Here is a 13951-nt window from a genome sequence, read left to right on the forward strand (position 1 = left end):
ATTGACTGCCGGTAATGGGGTGGGGGATTAGGCTGGGTAATTAAGCGCGGAGGCTTTGAATCATTGCTGAAACATATTTTGCTTGATGGATTGCGTCATCCAACGCGTTGTGATGAATTCCTTCGCGAGTGAATTCTTTAACGTTCAGTGGTGATAAATCAACAACCGTTCTTACGTCGCGGACATTCCAAAATTTCCACGGTACGGCAACGTTAACTGACGCAAACCAGCTTTCAAGAATTGTGATATCGAAGATCGAGCCATTCCCCCAAACCAAGTCATTTTTATCAATTCCGCTCGCCAAGGTATTTGCTACAACCACCGGATCTTCCGTACCACTAAATGCGGCTTCTTTTGCCTCTGGCGATTGCTGCTCCCACCAATCCAGGGTTGATTGAGAAGCATGACCATACTTTTGCGCTTGCTGACCCATACTTGCGTAAAACTTATCGCCAATCTCACCAGTATTTCGGTCAAATCGAACAGCGCCGATAGATAAGACCGCGCAGCCGTACGTGGTGCCTAATGTCTCGATGTCGATCATGATGTCTTTCACGATATTTCCCTTATTTTATTAATTAGGCTGCCGAAAGCAGTCGCAGGCATTCTTGACGCCGCGCTATCAATTCTTCATTAGTTGAGCAGAGCGGCGTGGGGGTGGCTGGCATGAACTCTGGCTTGAGCCGGTATATAATCCCTTTAGCTGAAATCTCTTTGGCCTCCCAGCGCTCTTCCGTGAGCAGGTGGCGCATGTTAAGCACATACGTCAGGGGAACATGTACCGATACCGTTTCGAATCCCTCACCCAATCCCTTGTAGAATGAGTCCTTATAATTCAACGTACACCCGCCAGTAGCGCCACCAGACAAACGACCACGCCCCACGCTGCCAATTGACCGGTGGAATGAGGTTATATATGCATCTGGATAGGCGCGGAGGCAGGCCAGTATTTGTTCTGGCTGCATGGTGATTACCTGCTGGGGTTATCGGTCAGAAGGGGATGTCATCATCGAAGTCCATCGGCGGGGCGCTGCTTTGGTGTGCCGCCTGCTGTTGCCCCTGTGCATGTTGCTGACCCCATTGCTGCTGATTTTGCGGCGTTGAACTCTTCCCTGATTCTTGCTGCTGCGATTTTCCCTGCTTATTGCCAGCTTCGATAAATCCCAATCTGGCATTGTTTAGTTCAAGGGTGATGGACTGTCCATTTTGCCCATCGTAAACATCGACCTTGATGCTTTCCCCGAACACCTCAACGATAGCGCCCTCCGTTAGCGCTTCCCTGTAAAACTCCGCTTGCTTGCCTTCCTTGGCAAAAATCACAGCCTGATAGTTGGTGAATTCGTTTTTCTGCGACTTCCTATCGTAGTAGCGAACCCCGCCGCGTATTCCAAATCCTATGGAATCACCAGCGGCAAACTCCCTTGCTGGTTTCTGTAGCTTGATAGTTATTGTGTGTCCCATTACGCCGCCTTGTTTAAGTCTGATAGTTGGTCTTGGTATGCTTTATTGGCCTTGTCAGCTAATTCAGGGTGTTGTGTTAGTCGCTTGCACAGGCCGTCATAAGCATCTTTTAAAGCTATTTGATCGGCGCACGAGACAGCCCAACCAGTAAAGTCGGCAAGGTACTGTTCTGGCGTTCTTTGCTGCGTCGTGTGAGTGTTGTTTTGTTGCTTGGTTTCTTGTTTTTGCGGCAATGCCCAATCTGGTAAAGTAGGTGGACGCCAATAAATAACTTTTTGTTCTTTTGTTTTTGCCCGATTCCATCCGAATTGTTTTTCAATGTTAACTTCGGCAAATCCTTCCTCAAGTGAGTACAGATAGCGCCCAATACCCCACTGTACAGCTGCACGCTTCATTGCCCCTGACATGCCACCTTTTACAGCCTCAACCTGCGTATTTTCTGCTGCGTCCCACTTGGTGATCCACTCTTCGCCAACTTTGATTGATATGCCGCACATGACGCCACTGTCCGGCGCTGGTTGAAATTCATTGCGCCAGAATTCTTTCCCGCACACATCATCAAGACGTTTCATAATTGCTCGGTTGGTAACATAAGCCAGCACCATGGCCCATGGTTTACCATCCTTGGTTATCCCGCATGACTGCACTCGCCACTCAATATCAGCGGCTGGGAACGGCTCATCTAATTTATTCAAATCCACGTTGTGCCTCCTGAATTCTTTGCTGCTGCTGACTTGTGCGATGATCTGCATTGGCTTCTATCTGTGCCATTTCATCCGTGAATCGCGGATCAGCTATCAGTCGTGTCCACGCGACTGATTCGAGTGCTGCGTAAAAACGCTCTTCCTGTGTCATGCCGCATACTCCATGTCTTGTGAATCATCCCAGCCCAGCCAGATAATTCGGCACCACAAATAGGCGTCATGAATGCCTTTCGCAGTATCAGGGAATGACTTTGTGTAACGCTTTTTGAATCCGTTGTGCACCTGAGAAGCGGTAACCGTGCCGTCACCATTTGGTTTTATTCTCATGGCTCATCTCGCTGATTAAGTATTTCTATAAGCCGCTTAGCTGCGTTCTTAGCGTTGCGGAATATACGGTCGAGCAAAGTCTCAGAGCAGCCCACGCAAGGCCACCCTGCTATACAAAAGGTATGCATGGGATACTCCGGTTTAATTAGTAGTGAATATTTGTGTGAGGAATTTGGTTATTGATAAGCGCTTTCAGGGTGGCGATAGCCTGCTCGCCTTAATCATTGCGTCTGCCATCTGGTAGGCTTCTTCTGCTAAGTCATCGTTTCTGTACAATCTTTCAGGGTTCGCGCTTACACCCTGCATGTACTTGGCTGCAAAATAATCCCTGAGCGTCATTCCGGGGTCGCAATTCCCGCCAATGTCATTAAACGGAAATGCTAATCCGCCTGTTTTAATTGCCTCTGTCATACATCACCTCATCTAGTGGTCTTATTGCTGCCACCGGTTAAGTGGCAGGGGTAAGGTCACTAGGGGTTAGCGAGTTGTTAAGGCAGCAATTTCATCTGACGAAAATCCCTTTTCGCGCATCTTCTCGATAATCTGGTCGAGTGCCTCATTCTTTTTTCTAATCACTTTATCTGCATCGCTTTCTGGTACGATTTCCCAAGGAACTAGCCAGCGAGTGCCAACCTTTACCGCTGTTGCTTTGATGGTGTCGGCGTCACTTCCCTGAACTGACTTCTTTTTACCAAGTCGAGTGGCTGTTACTGGGCTGTCACACACATAAAGGATCACCGGTCGCCCACGCCCCTCTGTTAAATCGCTATTGGTAACCGTTAGCCAAACATCCTTCGTTTCTTTGATTTCCACCATCATTCATTCCTCATTTACCCGCCAATAAAAAAGGCCGCGTTATGCGACCTCTATAATTTGTGCTGGGATATTTACCCACGCCCAGCCGTGGTTTCCCTGCTTTCCACAGTCAAAGGAAATTGATATGTTGGTTATTCCACAGTTAATAAAAGGATATTCTTGATGTCGGATAAAACGACAGACTTCATTGTTAGTGATTTGGATAAGCGAATTGATGACCTTAAGGCTGAAAATTTAGTACTTAAAAACATACTGATTAACGTCATAAATCAGCTTCAGCCGAATCAAAAAGCAGACATAAAGCTAAAAACAATCGAACGAAACATGGCAATGAATACTCTTGGTAATTCATCTGTCGCTAGCAACGCTCAGAAGCGACAAGAAGTGATTGACGCAATCCTGTCTCAAGTGTTCTAAATCTTTCGTCAATAACATCCCTTATCACTCCTAAAAGCCTTGCTTCCTCTTCTGGTGGCAAGCTTTTAAGGATCAAGCTTTCCTTGCTTTCCTTTACAACTAAATCATCAATATTCATACCTACCTCGCTGTTAATGATTCTGACTTACGGAAGCCTGCTGAAAACTTAGCTACTTCAGGCAAACACAATCCGCCCTCAATTACCGGTTTGCGCTTGAACTCATATTCGAAGAGATACGAAGCGCGAATAATCTGCATCTTGTACGCTTTAACTCGACCAAACGCTGCTCTGGCAATCATCCGTAGCGGGGCAGGTGAGTAGCCAGCGCGTCTAACCAACGATACTGACTGAGCGTTAACCTGATACTTGCGACCAACTGACATAGGGTTAGCGCTGGCATATGCCTGTTGCTTTGCTTTACGCTGTGCATCACGACGGCTGCGGCAATTTTCTTTGATAGTGTGCGGCTTAATCATGTTGTTCTCCTGAGGTAGCTTTGGTGATGTGGTGGCCGGTGCTGCTTTCTTTCCGGCATTCTGGATGGCACTAAACCAGACCTTGTACGGCATACGCCGCGCATACCATCTATCACTGCGCCGGGCGACTTACGTTGCGATCATGGTGCGCATCAGCCTGCGCATTCACCACATCCCAAACCTATCTCGTTTGGTTATTTGCACTTTTCAGCGCTCGATTGAGTTTTAACTTCCTGTCTTACTTTTGGCGTCCTGCCGTGTTGATGGAATGAGTTTACTAAACACTAAACTAAATCGTCAAGTAAATGATAAACAAATAGTGAATGCTTTACTTTATTTACATGATTGTTAAGTGAATTTAATTTGAAAATAATTCAGACGTGACCATTCCCACCGGCTAACAGGCGAGAAAAGTGTGATGTAAGTAGTGTTTAAAGCGGGTAGGGTGGTGAGATTGTCAGATTACAGGCACAAAAAACCCGGCAGCGGGGCCGGGTTATTTTTTACTTTCGGTAGGCTCTTTAATATCAGGCGCAAGATGTGGTGGTTGCTGCTGTGGAGAGGGTATAGTGATCTCCGCTCTCTGATCTAAATCAATGTATCGTTGTATTGGTGGGTAAGCCAAAAGTATAGCTAGGAGGGCTAGAACCGCACCAATCATCCATTGCACAGTGGCTGAAGTTGTTTTCAGTCCGTCTATGTGCCCTTTCAATCCGCTTATCTCGCCATTTACGCCAGATATTTGAGACTTTATATCACTGAGGGCAATGTTCATTACAGAAAACTGTTGAGCCTGAAAAGTTCTAAATTCAGCCATTTCACGGCGCATTTCCGCAGCAACAGTATCCACCTCGGCCTTATTTTGCCCAAGTTTTGCATCGATTTCTTCTCTGCTGATACTGTTCATTATTGCCTCTTGGCTGCTATGTACTATTTCTGTTTTATTCTCTCTGTTTGGGTTAAATGATGAACTCAATTTTGAACTGTCATTTGACCTTATACTCTTAGCTAGCCTAGCAGAAGTAGTGGCCACTTGGCTAGCGCCCCATATATTCTTATACTGCTCGTCCTCATAATAAGCGCTAGCTGACTTACTCGTCTGCATTTTCTTCTTCTTCTTTTTTCTTTGCAGTCTCGTGTTGCTCGTAGATGAAGTCTGCTAACTTTAAAGCCATCTCTTCATCCATTTTCACTGTGGCAAAGACGTATTTCCTTATGTATACCTCTTCATCGCTTCCTTCAATCCATTCAGGGATCATTTTAAAAAAGTTAATAGACGATGTTCTATTACTCACAGGCCCAAATGTAGAATACCCAAATGATTCTGAGTAATCAGATGTGTAGTTTTCAGACTTCTCTATAAAAATTTTACCGTCTTCTGATTCCATGAAATTTATCCTTATTTAATTAGTATCACCCACCCCTCTATGGGCTAGCAGTGGGTTAGGGTATTAGACCAACCGCAACTTTGTTTCGACAGCTACGCCAATGATTTTGCAATTCCCATTGATTGGCACAAGAGGCCATGCTGGATTAAGGCCTCGTAAATACTTGGACCCACCATCAATGATTAGTTTTTTAAAGGTGGCCTCATTCGCGGATTCCAATTTTGCAATCACCAAACTACCGTTTCTTGCTTCCCTTCCAGTATCGAAAAGAACGAGGGTATCTTCCGGGATGCTGATCCCAGTAGGAGCCGTCATCGAATCACCCTCAACACGCAACCAAAATCCATTACCTTCAATTCGGGCGTCAGACTCAAACCACTCATCAATATCCTTCAGCGTGTAAGGTTCAATGGCCTCACACCACGCGCCAGCGCTAACCCAACTGATTAACGGATATTTATTTCCTTTCACATGAGGGCCAATAAACGTGACATTACTCTTTTCTTGTGCGACAGCCGAATCGAGGTGACCCACAGGCATCCCATAGGTACTTTCTAGCCGCCGCGCCGCTTTCTCGCCAAACGATGTAGATTTGCCAGTAATCAACTGAGATAAATAACTCTTCTCTTTCTCTGGGAGAGATTTATCAGCAAACCATTCTTTTAGGCGCAAGCGCCTGATGTCTTTTATGTCCATATTGTCATTTTGATTAGTAATTCATAAACAAGCAAACACTTGACGTTTAGTTTAGTGTTTAATAAACTCATGTTTTATTCGTGAGGTGAAAAATGGAACTTAAAGAATATATCGACCGACTCGAACGTGGTGGAGCCAAGAAGCTAGCAAGTGAGATTAATGTATCTAGTTCATACCTCTCACAGATGTCCTCAGGCCAGTCACCTATATCTCCCGCTCGCTGTGTGGAGATTGAGGTTGCAACTGGTGGGGTGGTGAGCCGTCAAGACCTGCGCCCAAACGACTGGCAAAAAATCTGGCCAGAGCTAGTTACTGCTGCTTAATCACCACCCGCATTAAACACTTCAATCGAGCGCTGAAAAGTGCACCAACAAAAAACTAATCACAATTGGCATTAGCTACGGCTTTGTCACGTAACAACATCTAACAAGGGAAGAGTACGCAATGGAACGTGCAAGTAACAGCAAGAGAATTATGGAAGTTGAATCTGAGCTACGAAGCCGAATGGCTATCAAGGGCCAGAGCAAGTTTGCGCGGGAGGCTGGCTGGGCCGAATCAAAGGTAAGCCGGTTAAACGTACATGACATGGCAGTGACGTTTGTTCTTCTGGAGAAGATATGGGAGACGAGCGTGATAAGGGAAATCGCAAGGCAGGCTGTGATTGCGGTGACCGGAAAGCAAAAAGCCCCGATGGCAGTCGAGGCTTCAGAACAACAGATAACTATGTCTTTCTAGAGGTAATTATACATGCGAAAGAAAACTAACGCAAAGCAGCGAGAGGTTACTCAGCAGCGATCCGCCAAGCCAGACGAATTAGTCATGGTCTGCGTGGACAACCCTTTATTCGGTCACAAGTTCACTGAGATTTTCCGTGGGCTTAAAGCTACTCGAGGTAAGGCCAATGAGTAACGCTATCGATTATAACAACAATGTCTCACCTATCAGGCCTCATCTGGAGGTCGTGGAGTGTCGCGTGGCCGATCTTGATGATGGGTATACCCGACTGGCAACAATGATTCTGGAAGAGCTTGCAGGCGCAGATTTTACCAAACGCCAATTCAAGGTGTTGCTTGCGGTTATCCGGCTTACCTACGGATGGAATAAGCCACGCGATAGAATTGCTAACTCCCAAATATCTGGGATAGCAAAATTGCCGGTGAAACGGGTTAGTGAAACCAGAGTACAACTCATAAAAATGAACGTGTTAACTGCTGTCGGTCAGATGATTGGCATCAATAAAAACGTATCAGAATGGGTGCTCCCTCAAATTGAGGTTAAATCCCTCAAAATAGGGGATGAAAAATCCCTCAATTTAGGGGATAGCAATCCCTCAAAACAGGGGGACACCATAGACATTATTCCAAAGACAGTAAAAACAACTACCCAAACCCACGATGCGGTTTTGGATGAAGTTGATAAATCGAAAAAGAAAAACCCTCGTCAGGCAGGTACAAAACCAAGAGCTAAAAAAACCAACCCCCGAGCAAAAATGCCCGAGTTCGATAGGGACCGATTCAAGAATACTTGGAACTGCAAAGCCGAAAATCACGGACTCCCAAAAATACTCAGTATCACGACCACTACCGAAAATGGGTTGAAGCGCCTGTGGGCATCCCACCTGAAGCAATGTGATGAAACTGGTAGGACGCCACGCGACGTCGACACCCTGATCAACGGTTATATCGAGTTTGGCTACCAGCCTACTGAGTGGGCCAAGGGCAGCAATCCGAGCGGGAAAAAGTACGGGATCGAAACCGCACTGCGGCAAGAGAAGATTGACGAAATATTAGGGAGAGACGACTGATGGACAGTTACGACTTTGAAGAGCAGTTGATTGGGTCGATGATTATCAAAGGCGATCACATCGACTGCCATGAAATCACCGGCAAACTTCCTGCTGACGCTTTTGAGAATTTCCACCTACGCAGCATGTACAAAGTGATCGTTGCCCTACTCAGCAAGTGTGAGCCAATCGACCCGTTTACCATTCAGGACGCGGTTCCTGACTCAACCAAGGGAATGGTTCTTACAGTTTCCTCGAGGTGCAAGTCTGCGGCAAACATCAAGGCATGGGCCAAGCGCGTTCGTCAGTGTTGGATGCTACGCAAGGGTGAGTCTGAATTCATCAGGGCAGCGGAGATCCTGCGCAGTGCTGGCTCTCACAATATCAACGAGTGCATAGCGGAAGTGTCAGGGATTGTATCTCGCTTGCAGTTTGAGACTAACGACAAGGTGCCTCGCCGAGTGGGTGACATGCTTGACGATTACATGCAGGTGCTAGAAAAGCGAATGCAAGGTTCTGAGTCTGGACTCTATCTGAAAACTGGCATTGAACCGATGGACGATGAATATGGCGGTTTTGACCGCACTGACTTAATCATCATAGCTGGGCGACCGGGTATGGGTAAGACTGAGCTGGCAATTAATATCGCTAACTCAATCGGCCGGCAGAAGGGGAAAGGGCTGTTGGTTTCAATGGAAATGTCAGAAATGCAGGTTGTTGAGCGCCACGTTGCTGATCGTGCTGGGTTGTCAGTTGGCGTGTTACGTAACCCGATCAACATGATTCAGGAGCAATACACCAGACTAACTGCCGCAACCGGCACGTTGATAGACGAGAACAACTACGTTATCGATGGAGCATTCACGGTCGATGAAGCTATCTCCCACGCCGAACGCATGAACATGGACGGCGGCCTTAGCTTTCTGGCTATCGACTATCTCGGGCTGATAAATAAACCCAAAGCAGAGCGAAATGATATCGCCATTGGTGAGATCACCCGCAAGCTCAAGCAGTTCTGCCTCCGCAATAAAGTTCCTGTGATTCTTCTCTCACAGCTAAACCGAGGCGTTGAAACCCGAGTTGATAAGCGGCCCACACTGGCTGACTTGAAAGACTCAGGGTCAATTGAGCAAGACGCTGACGTGATTATCTTCCCATACCGCGATGAGGTTTATAACGAGCACAGCAACATGCGTGGCATTGCTGAAATCATTGTTGGGAAATACCGGTCAGGCCAGCCAAAAACCTTTTACATGGGCTGGAAGAACGGCCACTTCGTTTGCATAGATCAGGAAGAGGCGGCAATGCGGTTTGCTGCTAATGAAAATGAGCCTAAACAGGCCGCCAACTGGCGCTAATTCGAGGAAATCATGATGGACATAACTAAATCGCGGGAAGAGTTTGAAGCTTGGTTTAAATCGGAATTTATCGTTCCCGCCAGTAGCCTCACACTTTCACCTGAAACATTTAAAGATGTAGTTCAAAAGGCATATCAATCTGGGCGTGAAAGCATTGAGGTGGAGTTTCCAGAGCGGGCCAAGTTAGAGCGTTCAGGAAAAAATAAAGGGCGATACGTTTGTTGGCCTTGCTCTTTTGACCCTGAATACGCATTGGGAATAAACCACACAATAGACTGGTTTACCGAAGCCATCCGCACTGCCGGTATTCGAATCAAGGGAGAGAGTGAATGACATGCATTCGAATTTCAAACGGAATAATTACCATCACGCCTTTCTACCGCTTGCGCCTTGATGATGGGACTTGTGTCTTCATGGCTTGGCACTCGTATTGTGGCCCGACATTTTTCCGCGACAAAAATGAGCGCCGGATGATTGAAGACTGGTACGAGAATTCACTTATTTGCAAAGCACTGGACTGGTTTATCGGTCGAGGAGAAAGGGCATGAAAGAATCAATCGAATCACTAATCACTTCTCTGAAAGAAGCAGCACAAGAAGAAATAATGCTCCGTGAGAGCGGCGACACATCGGACAAATGGCAAGACGAGGCAACTCCGGAAAATTTGCTGTTGCTGATAGCGGAATTTGAGAGGGGGAGGGAGTGATGAGAAAGCTTAAAGAGGAAATCATCGAGCGATTGAAAGCAGTGCAAGATAGTGGCGACCCAGAAAGCGCACACAGTAAAGCTGATGACGCTCTATGCGACCTGCTAATTAATCTCGGTTACTCAGATGTCGTTGCTGAGTTCAACAAAGTTGAAAAATGGTATGCGTGAGGTAAATCCATGAAAGAATTAGATAGTTTCACTGTAGAGAGACTTGAAGAAATAACTGAGCTGAAAGCATTATCATTCCCACCATCACATGCTGAAAGTGCAGCCCTAGCCCGAATCGCGTTAGCTGCAAAGAGGGCTGAGCCTGTTGCATGGGTAGTTGGTGATGAGGAAATCGCTGATTTTAAAAATGGTCGTGAAGTTTGCGTCATGCGCGATTGTGATGATGAGAAACTAGATTATCTGCCACTCTACACAACCCCACAATTGAACTCTCCGCAAGGCTGGATTAATTGCAGTGACCATAGACCAGCACGGGGAGCTGATGTTCAAGTTTATTGTTCAGACACTCGCGAACAGTTTGTTGCTTTCCATATTGGAAACGGCGAATTTCAGTATGCGCAAAACGAAGATACTTCGATAGCCTGTCGCCCATCTCACTGGATGCCACTGCCAGCCGCGCCGGAGAAGCCACTATGACTACCATAGCCGATCTTGATATCAATCGGACGAACAGTGAAGATCCACGTATCGAAATCTGCCTGACATTCTCAATGGGCAAATCAATTACCGCATCAATGACGCCTGAGCAGTTCGCAATGGCTTTGACCGGGCGAAGCAAGACACCGGTAACAGTTCGAACCAGAAACGTTGAAATTATACCTACCCCAAAAAAGGCGATAGGAAATGGATAAAAAGGTCTTCGTATTATGCGGTGATCAATACAAGCGAAATGCCCTCCAGTTTATAAATCAACTCCCTGTTAATCCTGATAAGCCACTCCTGATAACCATCCAAGAGCGAACCCGCACATTAGACCAGAATGCGCGTCTATGGGCCACGCTTGGCGATATAGCTACTCAGGTTGTTTGGCATGGTCAGAAGCTTAGCAGTGAGGACTGGAAGCACATATTCACCGCATCGCTGAAAGGGCAGAGGTCAGCGCCTGGTCTGGAGGGTGGCTTTGTGGTGCTGGGCCAATCAACCAGCCGCATGACCGTTGGAGAGCTGCGCGACCTGATAGAGCTGATCAATTCTTTCGGCGCTACGCATGGCGTTAAGTTCAGTGATGAATCACGGCTTGCAATTGAGTGGGCCAACCGGTTCGGTGACAAGGGGAAGGTGGCAGCATGAAGCTATCGAAAAAACAGCGAGCAGAACTGCGGGGAATGTTCGGCGGCAAGTGCGCTTACTGTGGGTGTGAACTCACTGATAAATGGCATGCCGACCATGCGCAGCCGGTTATACGAACCGGCGGGGTGATGATTTATCAAGACAGAGACAATATTGAAAACCTGGTTCCGTCATGTCACCCCTGCAATTTACACAAACATTGCAACAGTTTGGAAGATTATCGAAGAATTATTGATGACGGCCGCAGAGAGTTTTTGCGCTCAGGGAAGGGTAAGGCACTTGTCAGAATGGGGCTTGTTGATATGAAGCCTGACCCGGTTATTTTCTGGTTTGAAAAATGGCGAGAGGAAAGTTCACGCGATGAAAGACTATTCAGCAATGAGTGATTTTGAAATTAATCTTGCCGTTGCTCACATTGAGCTATGTGTTGGCGGCTATGACTATAATGCGGAAAAAAAAGAGGTGTATAGAGCCGGAATTGATGGCGGTGACTTCCTGCCTAACGCATATTTTGACCCATGCAACAACCCCGCCGACGCATGGGCGATTATTTTTAGAGAGCGCATAACTCTGACGCCAAAAGTGACCGGGTATGAATGGGATACTATTTCACCAGTAATTCTAAATGATGATATTGAGCATTTGCATACTGATAAGAATCCCCTCCGCTCCGCAATGATTGTATTCCTGATGATGAAAGACAGGGAGAGCAGCCATGCCTAGACCTCGGAGTAAATATTTTCACAAACACAAATACCCAAAGAAAAGCCAATCATCCACACTGCCTCAGCAAGCACCATTCGACAGAAACCTAATCCGCTACACCGGCTTGTTCTTCTTCCTGCTGATAGCGGTGACCATTTATCTGACGCCTGGAGGTTAGCCATGCCTGAACTCCCCCAATCAATATGTATCTTCTGCTTCCTGATGCTTAACAAGGGTGAAACCTACGCTCATCAGAAATGCATTGATAAAGCAGCGAAGGAGGAAGCTGATGATAACCGGCAAGCCGAAGAATAAGCCGCCCAAGCTAAAGAAGTGCAAAGTCTGCCCCACCAAGTTCACCCCTCGAAACTCCCTCCAATTAGTCTGCTGCGGTCACTGTGCTTACCTTTACCAAAAGCGGCAATCTGAAAAGAAAGCGGCTGATAAAGCATTGGAAGAAAGAAAGGCATGGCGAGAGCGCAAGGCTAAGCTGAAGCCACTTAAGCATTGGGAGGATATGACTCAGCGAGCAATAAACGACTACATCACCAAGGGCCGAGATGTTGACGAACCGTGTATTAGCTGCGGCACATATCAAGCGTATGAGTGGCATGCAGGGCATTTCAGAACGATAGCCAAGGCATCACAGATTCGTTACGACGAGGACAATATAAATAAACAATGCAGTGCATGTAATACCCATCAATCAGGAAATATCACGCCGTACCGCATCAATCTTGTAAAGAAAATCGGCACTCAGCGCGTTGAGGCGCTCGAAAACAACAACACCCCTCACCGATACACCCGCGAAGAACTCGACAGCATCAGAGCGCTGTACAGAGCGAAATTACGTGAGCTTAAAAAACTTCAGGAGGCAGCGTGAACGCAGATATCAAAACCATTCCAGAGTTACTTATCGCTTCTTATGGAAACCAATCAACTGTTGCGGCCCAGCTAAATACTCAGCGATCGACGGTAAAAAAGTACGCCAATGACGTGAAGGGTGAACGGCACGCAATTGTTAATGGTCGGCTGATGGTTGGGACAACTGGCAGGAAGAGGTTGCTATGAATGTCACTCAGTTAAAACTCACCAAAGAGCAGCATGATTGGGTTAATGGCTGGCTTGAACTGTGGGGTGCATGGGTTTACTCAGGGAGATTAGAGAAGCGCATGAGCAGCGTTATAGCTCAGTACATGGCGACAGTAGAACCGCAGGGAAGCCCGTCAAGGCCGATGTGCAATGACGATGACGGAATGTTGATTTCTCAGGTCGTAGATTCCGTTATGCGCATTGACACAAAGGCCTTCGGGATATTGATGAGCTACTACGTGAACAATTCAACTGAATACGCAATATCAGTCTACAGCTACAAGAGTGCAAATCCCCGCAAGATAACCACGCGTGGAGGCAATCGATTTAAGCGCCCGTCGCTATCAACCTGCCGCAGAGAAGTTAAAGAAATACTGGAGGCTAGTGTATTTATGATTTACCAACCGCTTCTATCTGCGATGAACAGTCGCAAACGTGTAGGTAAAATTCAGAAAGTTGCTTAGAAAGTGTTGACACGTTTGAACAAATGAGCAATGATAAATAGGTAAGGTGCCGTATCTGACTTAAACGAGCGCCAACCCAATTTAAAGCCCTGACTCTAACCGGTCGGGGCTTTTTGCATTTTAGGGATTTGCGATTGCTTTCCCTTCCAAATTTAGCCCGCCGCCAGCGCCAATCACCCTCAAACAAACTCCGTGTCTGAATGGATCACGGCGGCAGGCTATTCCCTACACAACAGCACCCGACCAACAGCCGGGG

31 protein-coding genes are annotated in these 13951 nt (G+C 46.8%); 18 read left to right on the plus strand and 13 right to left on the minus strand.

Annotated features, from left to right (window positions below):
- Window positions 1–40: 40 nt before the first annotated feature.
- The 9 genes from ACZ76_RS14675 to ACZ76_RS14705 all read right to left on the minus strand — a co-directional run bounded on the left by ACZ76_RS14675 (window position 41) and on the right by ACZ76_RS14705 (window position 3311).
- Window positions 41–556, minus strand: coding sequence for a 3'-5' exonuclease (locus tag ACZ76_RS14675; protein WP_082146927.1), 516 nt, complete (start codon window positions 554–556; stop codon window positions 41–43).
- A 22-nt stretch (window positions 557–578) separates the two neighbouring features.
- Window positions 579–965, minus strand: a complete 387-nt coding sequence (locus ACZ76_RS14680; RefSeq protein ID WP_048619591.1) for a hypothetical protein — start codon at window positions 963–965, stop codon at window positions 579–581.
- A 25-nt stretch (window positions 966–990) separates the two neighbouring features.
- A complete protein-coding gene (locus ACZ76_RS14685; RefSeq protein ID WP_048619592.1) occupies window positions 991–1461 on the minus strand; it encodes a single stranded DNA-binding domain-containing protein in 471 nt (156 codons plus the stop codon).
- Window positions 1461–2162, minus strand: coding sequence for a Rad52/Rad22 family DNA repair protein (locus ACZ76_RS14690; protein WP_048619593.1), 702 nt, complete (start codon window positions 2160–2162; stop codon window positions 1461–1463). Before ACZ76_RS14690 ends, ACZ76_RS14685 begins: the two co-directional genes overlap by 1 nt.
- Window positions 2149–2316: a hypothetical protein gene (locus tag ACZ76_RS19335; RefSeq protein WP_155411013.1), complete on the minus strand. Its 168-nt coding sequence runs from the start codon at window positions 2314–2316 to the stop codon at window positions 2149–2151. The genes ACZ76_RS14690 and ACZ76_RS19335 overlap by 14 nt, the downstream gene beginning before the upstream one ends.
- Window positions 2313–2492 carry a DUF5444 family protein gene (locus ACZ76_RS14695; RefSeq protein WP_048619594.1) on the minus strand — a complete coding sequence of 60 codons (180 nt, stop codon included), beginning with the start codon at window positions 2490–2492 and terminating at the stop codon, window positions 2313–2315. Before ACZ76_RS14695 ends, ACZ76_RS19335 begins: the two co-directional genes overlap by 4 nt.
- The gene (locus tag ACZ76_RS19240; RefSeq protein ID WP_144413920.1) at window positions 2489–2620 is read right to left on the minus strand and encodes a protease FtsH-inhibitory lysogeny factor CIII; all 132 of its coding nucleotides are present in this window, start codon (window positions 2618–2620) and stop codon (window positions 2489–2491) included. Before ACZ76_RS19240 ends, ACZ76_RS14695 begins: the two co-directional genes overlap by 4 nt.
- A 64-nt stretch (window positions 2621–2684) precedes the next feature.
- The gene (locus ACZ76_RS14700; RefSeq protein WP_048619595.1) at window positions 2685–2903 is read right to left on the minus strand and encodes a hypothetical protein; all 219 of its coding nucleotides are present in this window, start codon (window positions 2901–2903) and stop codon (window positions 2685–2687) included.
- A 66-nt stretch (window positions 2904–2969) separates the two neighbouring features.
- Window positions 2970–3311, minus strand: a complete 342-nt coding sequence (locus tag ACZ76_RS14705) for a hypothetical protein (RefSeq protein WP_048619596.1) — start codon at window positions 3309–3311, stop codon at window positions 2970–2972.
- Between the two features lie 159 nt (window positions 3312–3470).
- Here ACZ76_RS14705 and ACZ76_RS14710 point away from each other — a divergent pair, with 159 nt between their 5' ends.
- A complete protein-coding gene (locus tag ACZ76_RS14710; RefSeq protein WP_048619597.1) occupies window positions 3471–3725 on the plus strand; it encodes a hypothetical protein in 255 nt (84 codons plus the stop codon).
- A 120-nt stretch (window positions 3726–3845) separates the two neighbouring features.
- On the opposite strand, the gene ACZ76_RS14715 is transcribed toward ACZ76_RS14710, so the two are convergent.
- Window positions 3846–4202 carry a transcriptional antitermination N peptide gene (locus tag ACZ76_RS14715; RefSeq protein WP_048619598.1) on the minus strand — a complete coding sequence of 119 codons (357 nt, stop codon included), beginning with the start codon at window positions 4200–4202 and terminating at the stop codon, window positions 3846–3848.
- 64 nt (window positions 4203–4266) lie between these two features.
- Here ACZ76_RS14715 and ACZ76_RS14720 point away from each other — a divergent pair, with 64 nt between their 5' ends.
- Complete coding sequence (locus tag ACZ76_RS14720) at window positions 4267–4431, plus strand: hypothetical protein (RefSeq protein WP_156312869.1); 165 nt, start codon at window positions 4267–4269, stop codon at window positions 4429–4431.
- 267 nt (window positions 4432–4698) lie between these two features.
- Here the strand turns inward: ACZ76_RS14720 and ACZ76_RS17995 are convergent, their stop codons facing one another.
- From ACZ76_RS17995 to ACZ76_RS14735, 3 genes are all read right to left on the minus strand, one after another.
- A complete protein-coding gene (locus tag ACZ76_RS17995) occupies window positions 4699–5109 on the minus strand; it encodes a hypothetical protein (RefSeq protein WP_144413922.1) in 411 nt (136 codons plus the stop codon).
- 184 nt (window positions 5110–5293) lie between these two features.
- On the minus strand, window positions 5294–5590 hold the full coding sequence (locus ACZ76_RS14730; protein WP_048619600.1) for a hypothetical protein: 297 nt from the start codon (window positions 5588–5590) through the stop codon (window positions 5294–5296).
- Window positions 5591–5653: 63 nt separating this feature from the next.
- Window positions 5654–6286, minus strand: a complete 633-nt coding sequence (locus ACZ76_RS14735) for a LexA family protein (protein ID WP_048619601.1) — start codon at window positions 6284–6286, stop codon at window positions 5654–5656.
- 92 nt (window positions 6287–6378) lie between these two features.
- Between ACZ76_RS14735 and ACZ76_RS14740 the strand changes: the two genes are divergently transcribed.
- The 16 genes from ACZ76_RS14740 (at window position 6379) to ACZ76_RS14805 (ending at window position 13695) form a co-directional block, all read left to right on the plus strand.
- Window positions 6379–6609 carry a transcriptional regulator gene (locus ACZ76_RS14740; protein ID WP_048619602.1) on the plus strand — a complete coding sequence of 77 codons (231 nt, stop codon included), beginning with the start codon at window positions 6379–6381 and terminating at the stop codon, window positions 6607–6609.
- 121 nt (window positions 6610–6730) lie between these two features.
- A complete protein-coding gene (locus ACZ76_RS14745; protein ID WP_048619603.1) occupies window positions 6731–7021 on the plus strand; it encodes a CII family transcriptional regulator in 291 nt (96 codons plus the stop codon).
- A 277-nt stretch (window positions 7022–7298) separates the two neighbouring features.
- Window positions 7299–8090, plus strand: coding sequence for a replication protein (locus ACZ76_RS14750; protein ID WP_235428229.1), 792 nt, complete (start codon window positions 7299–7301; stop codon window positions 8088–8090).
- The gene (locus ACZ76_RS14755; RefSeq protein ID WP_048619605.1) at window positions 8090–9427 is read left to right on the plus strand and encodes a replicative DNA helicase; all 1338 of its coding nucleotides are present in this window, start codon (window positions 8090–8092) and stop codon (window positions 9425–9427) included. Before ACZ76_RS14750 ends, ACZ76_RS14755 begins: the two co-directional genes overlap by 1 nt.
- 12 nt (window positions 9428–9439) lie before the next feature.
- Window positions 9440–9760 carry a hypothetical protein gene (locus ACZ76_RS14760; RefSeq protein ID WP_147653259.1) on the plus strand — a complete coding sequence of 107 codons (321 nt, stop codon included), beginning with the start codon at window positions 9440–9442 and terminating at the stop codon, window positions 9758–9760.
- Between the two features lie 211 nt (window positions 9761–9971).
- The gene (locus tag ACZ76_RS19340) at window positions 9972–10133 is read left to right on the plus strand and encodes a hypothetical protein (protein ID WP_156312870.1); all 162 of its coding nucleotides are present in this window, start codon (window positions 9972–9974) and stop codon (window positions 10131–10133) included.
- Window positions 10133–10303 carry a hypothetical protein gene (locus ACZ76_RS19345; RefSeq protein WP_156312871.1) on the plus strand — a complete coding sequence of 57 codons (171 nt, stop codon included), beginning with the start codon at window positions 10133–10135 and terminating at the stop codon, window positions 10301–10303. The genes ACZ76_RS19340 and ACZ76_RS19345 overlap by 1 nt, the downstream gene beginning before the upstream one ends.
- Before the next feature lie 9 nt (window positions 10304–10312).
- A complete protein-coding gene (locus ACZ76_RS18000) occupies window positions 10313–10780 on the plus strand; it encodes a DUF551 domain-containing protein (protein WP_053082182.1) in 468 nt (155 codons plus the stop codon).
- Window positions 10777–10995 (plus strand): hypothetical protein, encoded by a 219-nt coding sequence (locus ACZ76_RS14775; protein WP_048619608.1) that lies wholly within the window; start codon window positions 10777–10779, stop codon window positions 10993–10995. Before ACZ76_RS18000 ends, ACZ76_RS14775 begins: the two co-directional genes overlap by 4 nt.
- Window positions 10988–11434: a recombination protein NinB gene (locus tag ACZ76_RS14780; RefSeq protein ID WP_048619609.1), complete on the plus strand. Its 447-nt coding sequence runs from the start codon at window positions 10988–10990 to the stop codon at window positions 11432–11434. Before ACZ76_RS14775 ends, ACZ76_RS14780 begins: the two co-directional genes overlap by 8 nt.
- The gene (locus tag ACZ76_RS14785; RefSeq protein ID WP_048619610.1) at window positions 11431–11820 is read left to right on the plus strand and encodes an HNH endonuclease; all 390 of its coding nucleotides are present in this window, start codon (window positions 11431–11433) and stop codon (window positions 11818–11820) included. The genes ACZ76_RS14780 and ACZ76_RS14785 overlap by 4 nt, the downstream gene beginning before the upstream one ends.
- Window positions 11795–12157, plus strand: coding sequence for a phage protein NinX family protein (locus tag ACZ76_RS18005; protein WP_071840510.1), 363 nt, complete (start codon window positions 11795–11797; stop codon window positions 12155–12157). Before ACZ76_RS14785 ends, ACZ76_RS18005 begins: the two co-directional genes overlap by 26 nt.
- 162 nt (window positions 12158–12319) lie before the next feature.
- Window positions 12320–12454: a hypothetical protein gene (locus tag ACZ76_RS19655; protein ID WP_260833748.1), complete on the plus strand. Its 135-nt coding sequence runs from the start codon at window positions 12320–12322 to the stop codon at window positions 12452–12454.
- Entirely contained in the window at window positions 12429–13022 is a 594-nt protein-coding gene (locus ACZ76_RS14795; protein ID WP_048619611.1) for a recombination protein NinG, read from the plus strand. Before ACZ76_RS19655 ends, ACZ76_RS14795 begins: the two co-directional genes overlap by 26 nt.
- On the plus strand, window positions 13019–13210 hold the full coding sequence (locus tag ACZ76_RS14800; RefSeq protein WP_048619612.1) for a protein ninH: 192 nt from the start codon (window positions 13019–13021) through the stop codon (window positions 13208–13210). Before ACZ76_RS14795 ends, ACZ76_RS14800 begins: the two co-directional genes overlap by 4 nt.
- Entirely contained in the window at window positions 13207–13695 is a 489-nt protein-coding gene (locus ACZ76_RS14805; RefSeq protein WP_048619613.1) for an antiterminator Q family protein, read from the plus strand. Before ACZ76_RS14800 ends, ACZ76_RS14805 begins: the two co-directional genes overlap by 4 nt.
- The last annotated feature ends 256 nt before the right edge of the window (window positions 13696–13951 follow it).

The sequence above is a fragment of the Yersinia aleksiciae genome (assembly GCF_001047675.1).
In the GTDB taxonomy this organism is placed as follows: domain Bacteria; phylum Pseudomonadota; class Gammaproteobacteria; order Enterobacterales; family Enterobacteriaceae; genus Yersinia; species Yersinia aleksiciae.

Bases quoted from the DNA above. Each gene is read 5' to 3' on its own strand.
- ACZ76_RS14680 (WP_048619591.1), bottom strand. From the start codon at position 965: ATGCAGCCAGAACAAATACTGGCCTGCCTCCGCGCCTATCCAGATGCA.
- ACZ76_RS14685 (WP_048619592.1), bottom strand. From the start codon at position 1,461: ATGGGACACACAATAACTATCAAGCTACAGAAACCAGCAAGGGAGTTT.
- ACZ76_RS19335 (WP_155411013.1), bottom strand. From the start codon at position 2,316: ATGACACAGGAAGAGCGTTTTTACGCAGCACTCGAATCAGTCGCGTGG.
- ACZ76_RS14695 (WP_048619594.1), bottom strand. From the start codon at position 2,492: ATGAGAATAAAACCAAATGGTGACGGCACGGTTACCGCTTCTCAGGTG.
- ACZ76_RS19240 (WP_144413920.1), bottom strand. From the start codon at position 2,620: ATGCATACCTTTTGTATAGCAGGGTGGCCTTGCGTGGGCTGCTCTGAG.
- ACZ76_RS14700 (WP_048619595.1), bottom strand. From the start codon at position 2,903: ATGACAGAGGCAATTAAAACAGGCGGATTAGCATTTCCGTTTAATGAC.
- ACZ76_RS14705 (WP_048619596.1), bottom strand. From the start codon at position 3,311: ATGATGGTGGAAATCAAAGAAACGAAGGATGTTTGGCTAACGGTTACC.
- ACZ76_RS14710 (WP_048619597.1), top strand. From the start codon at position 3,471: ATGTCGGATAAAACGACAGACTTCATTGTTAGTGATTTGGATAAGCGA.
- ACZ76_RS14715 (WP_048619598.1), bottom strand. From the start codon at position 4,202: ATGATTAAGCCGCACACTATCAAAGAAAATTGCCGCAGCCGTCGTGAT.
- ACZ76_RS14720 (WP_156312869.1), top strand. From the start codon at position 4,267: ATGGCACTAAACCAGACCTTGTACGGCATACGCCGCGCATACCATCTA.
- ACZ76_RS17995 (WP_144413922.1), bottom strand. From the start codon at position 5,109: ATGAACAGTATCAGCAGAGAAGAAATCGATGCAAAACTTGGGCAAAAT.
- ACZ76_RS14730 (WP_048619600.1), bottom strand. From the start codon at position 5,590: ATGGAATCAGAAGACGGTAAAATTTTTATAGAGAAGTCTGAAAACTAC.
- ACZ76_RS14735 (WP_048619601.1), bottom strand. From the start codon at position 6,286: ATGGACATAAAAGACATCAGGCGCTTGCGCCTAAAAGAATGGTTTGCT.
- ACZ76_RS14740 (WP_048619602.1), top strand. From the start codon at position 6,379: ATGGAACTTAAAGAATATATCGACCGACTCGAACGTGGTGGAGCCAAG.
- ACZ76_RS14745 (WP_048619603.1), top strand. From the start codon at position 6,731: ATGGAACGTGCAAGTAACAGCAAGAGAATTATGGAAGTTGAATCTGAG.
- ACZ76_RS14750 (WP_235428229.1), top strand. From the start codon at position 7,299: ATGATTCTGGAAGAGCTTGCAGGCGCAGATTTTACCAAACGCCAATTC.
- ACZ76_RS14755 (WP_048619605.1), top strand. From the start codon at position 8,090: ATGGACAGTTACGACTTTGAAGAGCAGTTGATTGGGTCGATGATTATC.
- ACZ76_RS14760 (WP_147653259.1), top strand. From the start codon at position 9,440: ATGATGGACATAACTAAATCGCGGGAAGAGTTTGAAGCTTGGTTTAAA.
- ACZ76_RS19340 (WP_156312870.1), top strand. From the start codon at position 9,972: ATGAAAGAATCAATCGAATCACTAATCACTTCTCTGAAAGAAGCAGCA.
- ACZ76_RS19345 (WP_156312871.1), top strand. From the start codon at position 10,133: ATGAGAAAGCTTAAAGAGGAAATCATCGAGCGATTGAAAGCAGTGCAA.
- ACZ76_RS18000 (WP_053082182.1), top strand. From the start codon at position 10,313: ATGAAAGAATTAGATAGTTTCACTGTAGAGAGACTTGAAGAAATAACT.
- ACZ76_RS14775 (WP_048619608.1), top strand. From the start codon at position 10,777: ATGACTACCATAGCCGATCTTGATATCAATCGGACGAACAGTGAAGAT.
- ACZ76_RS14780 (WP_048619609.1), top strand. From the start codon at position 10,988: ATGGATAAAAAGGTCTTCGTATTATGCGGTGATCAATACAAGCGAAAT.
- ACZ76_RS14785 (WP_048619610.1), top strand. From the start codon at position 11,431: ATGAAGCTATCGAAAAAACAGCGAGCAGAACTGCGGGGAATGTTCGGC.
- ACZ76_RS18005 (WP_071840510.1), top strand. From the start codon at position 11,795: ATGAAAGACTATTCAGCAATGAGTGATTTTGAAATTAATCTTGCCGTT.
- ACZ76_RS19655 (WP_260833748.1), top strand. From the start codon at position 12,320: ATGCCTGAACTCCCCCAATCAATATGTATCTTCTGCTTCCTGATGCTT.
- ACZ76_RS14795 (WP_048619611.1), top strand. From the start codon at position 12,429: ATGATAACCGGCAAGCCGAAGAATAAGCCGCCCAAGCTAAAGAAGTGC.
- ACZ76_RS14805 (WP_048619613.1), top strand. From the start codon at position 13,207: ATGAATGTCACTCAGTTAAAACTCACCAAAGAGCAGCATGATTGGGTT.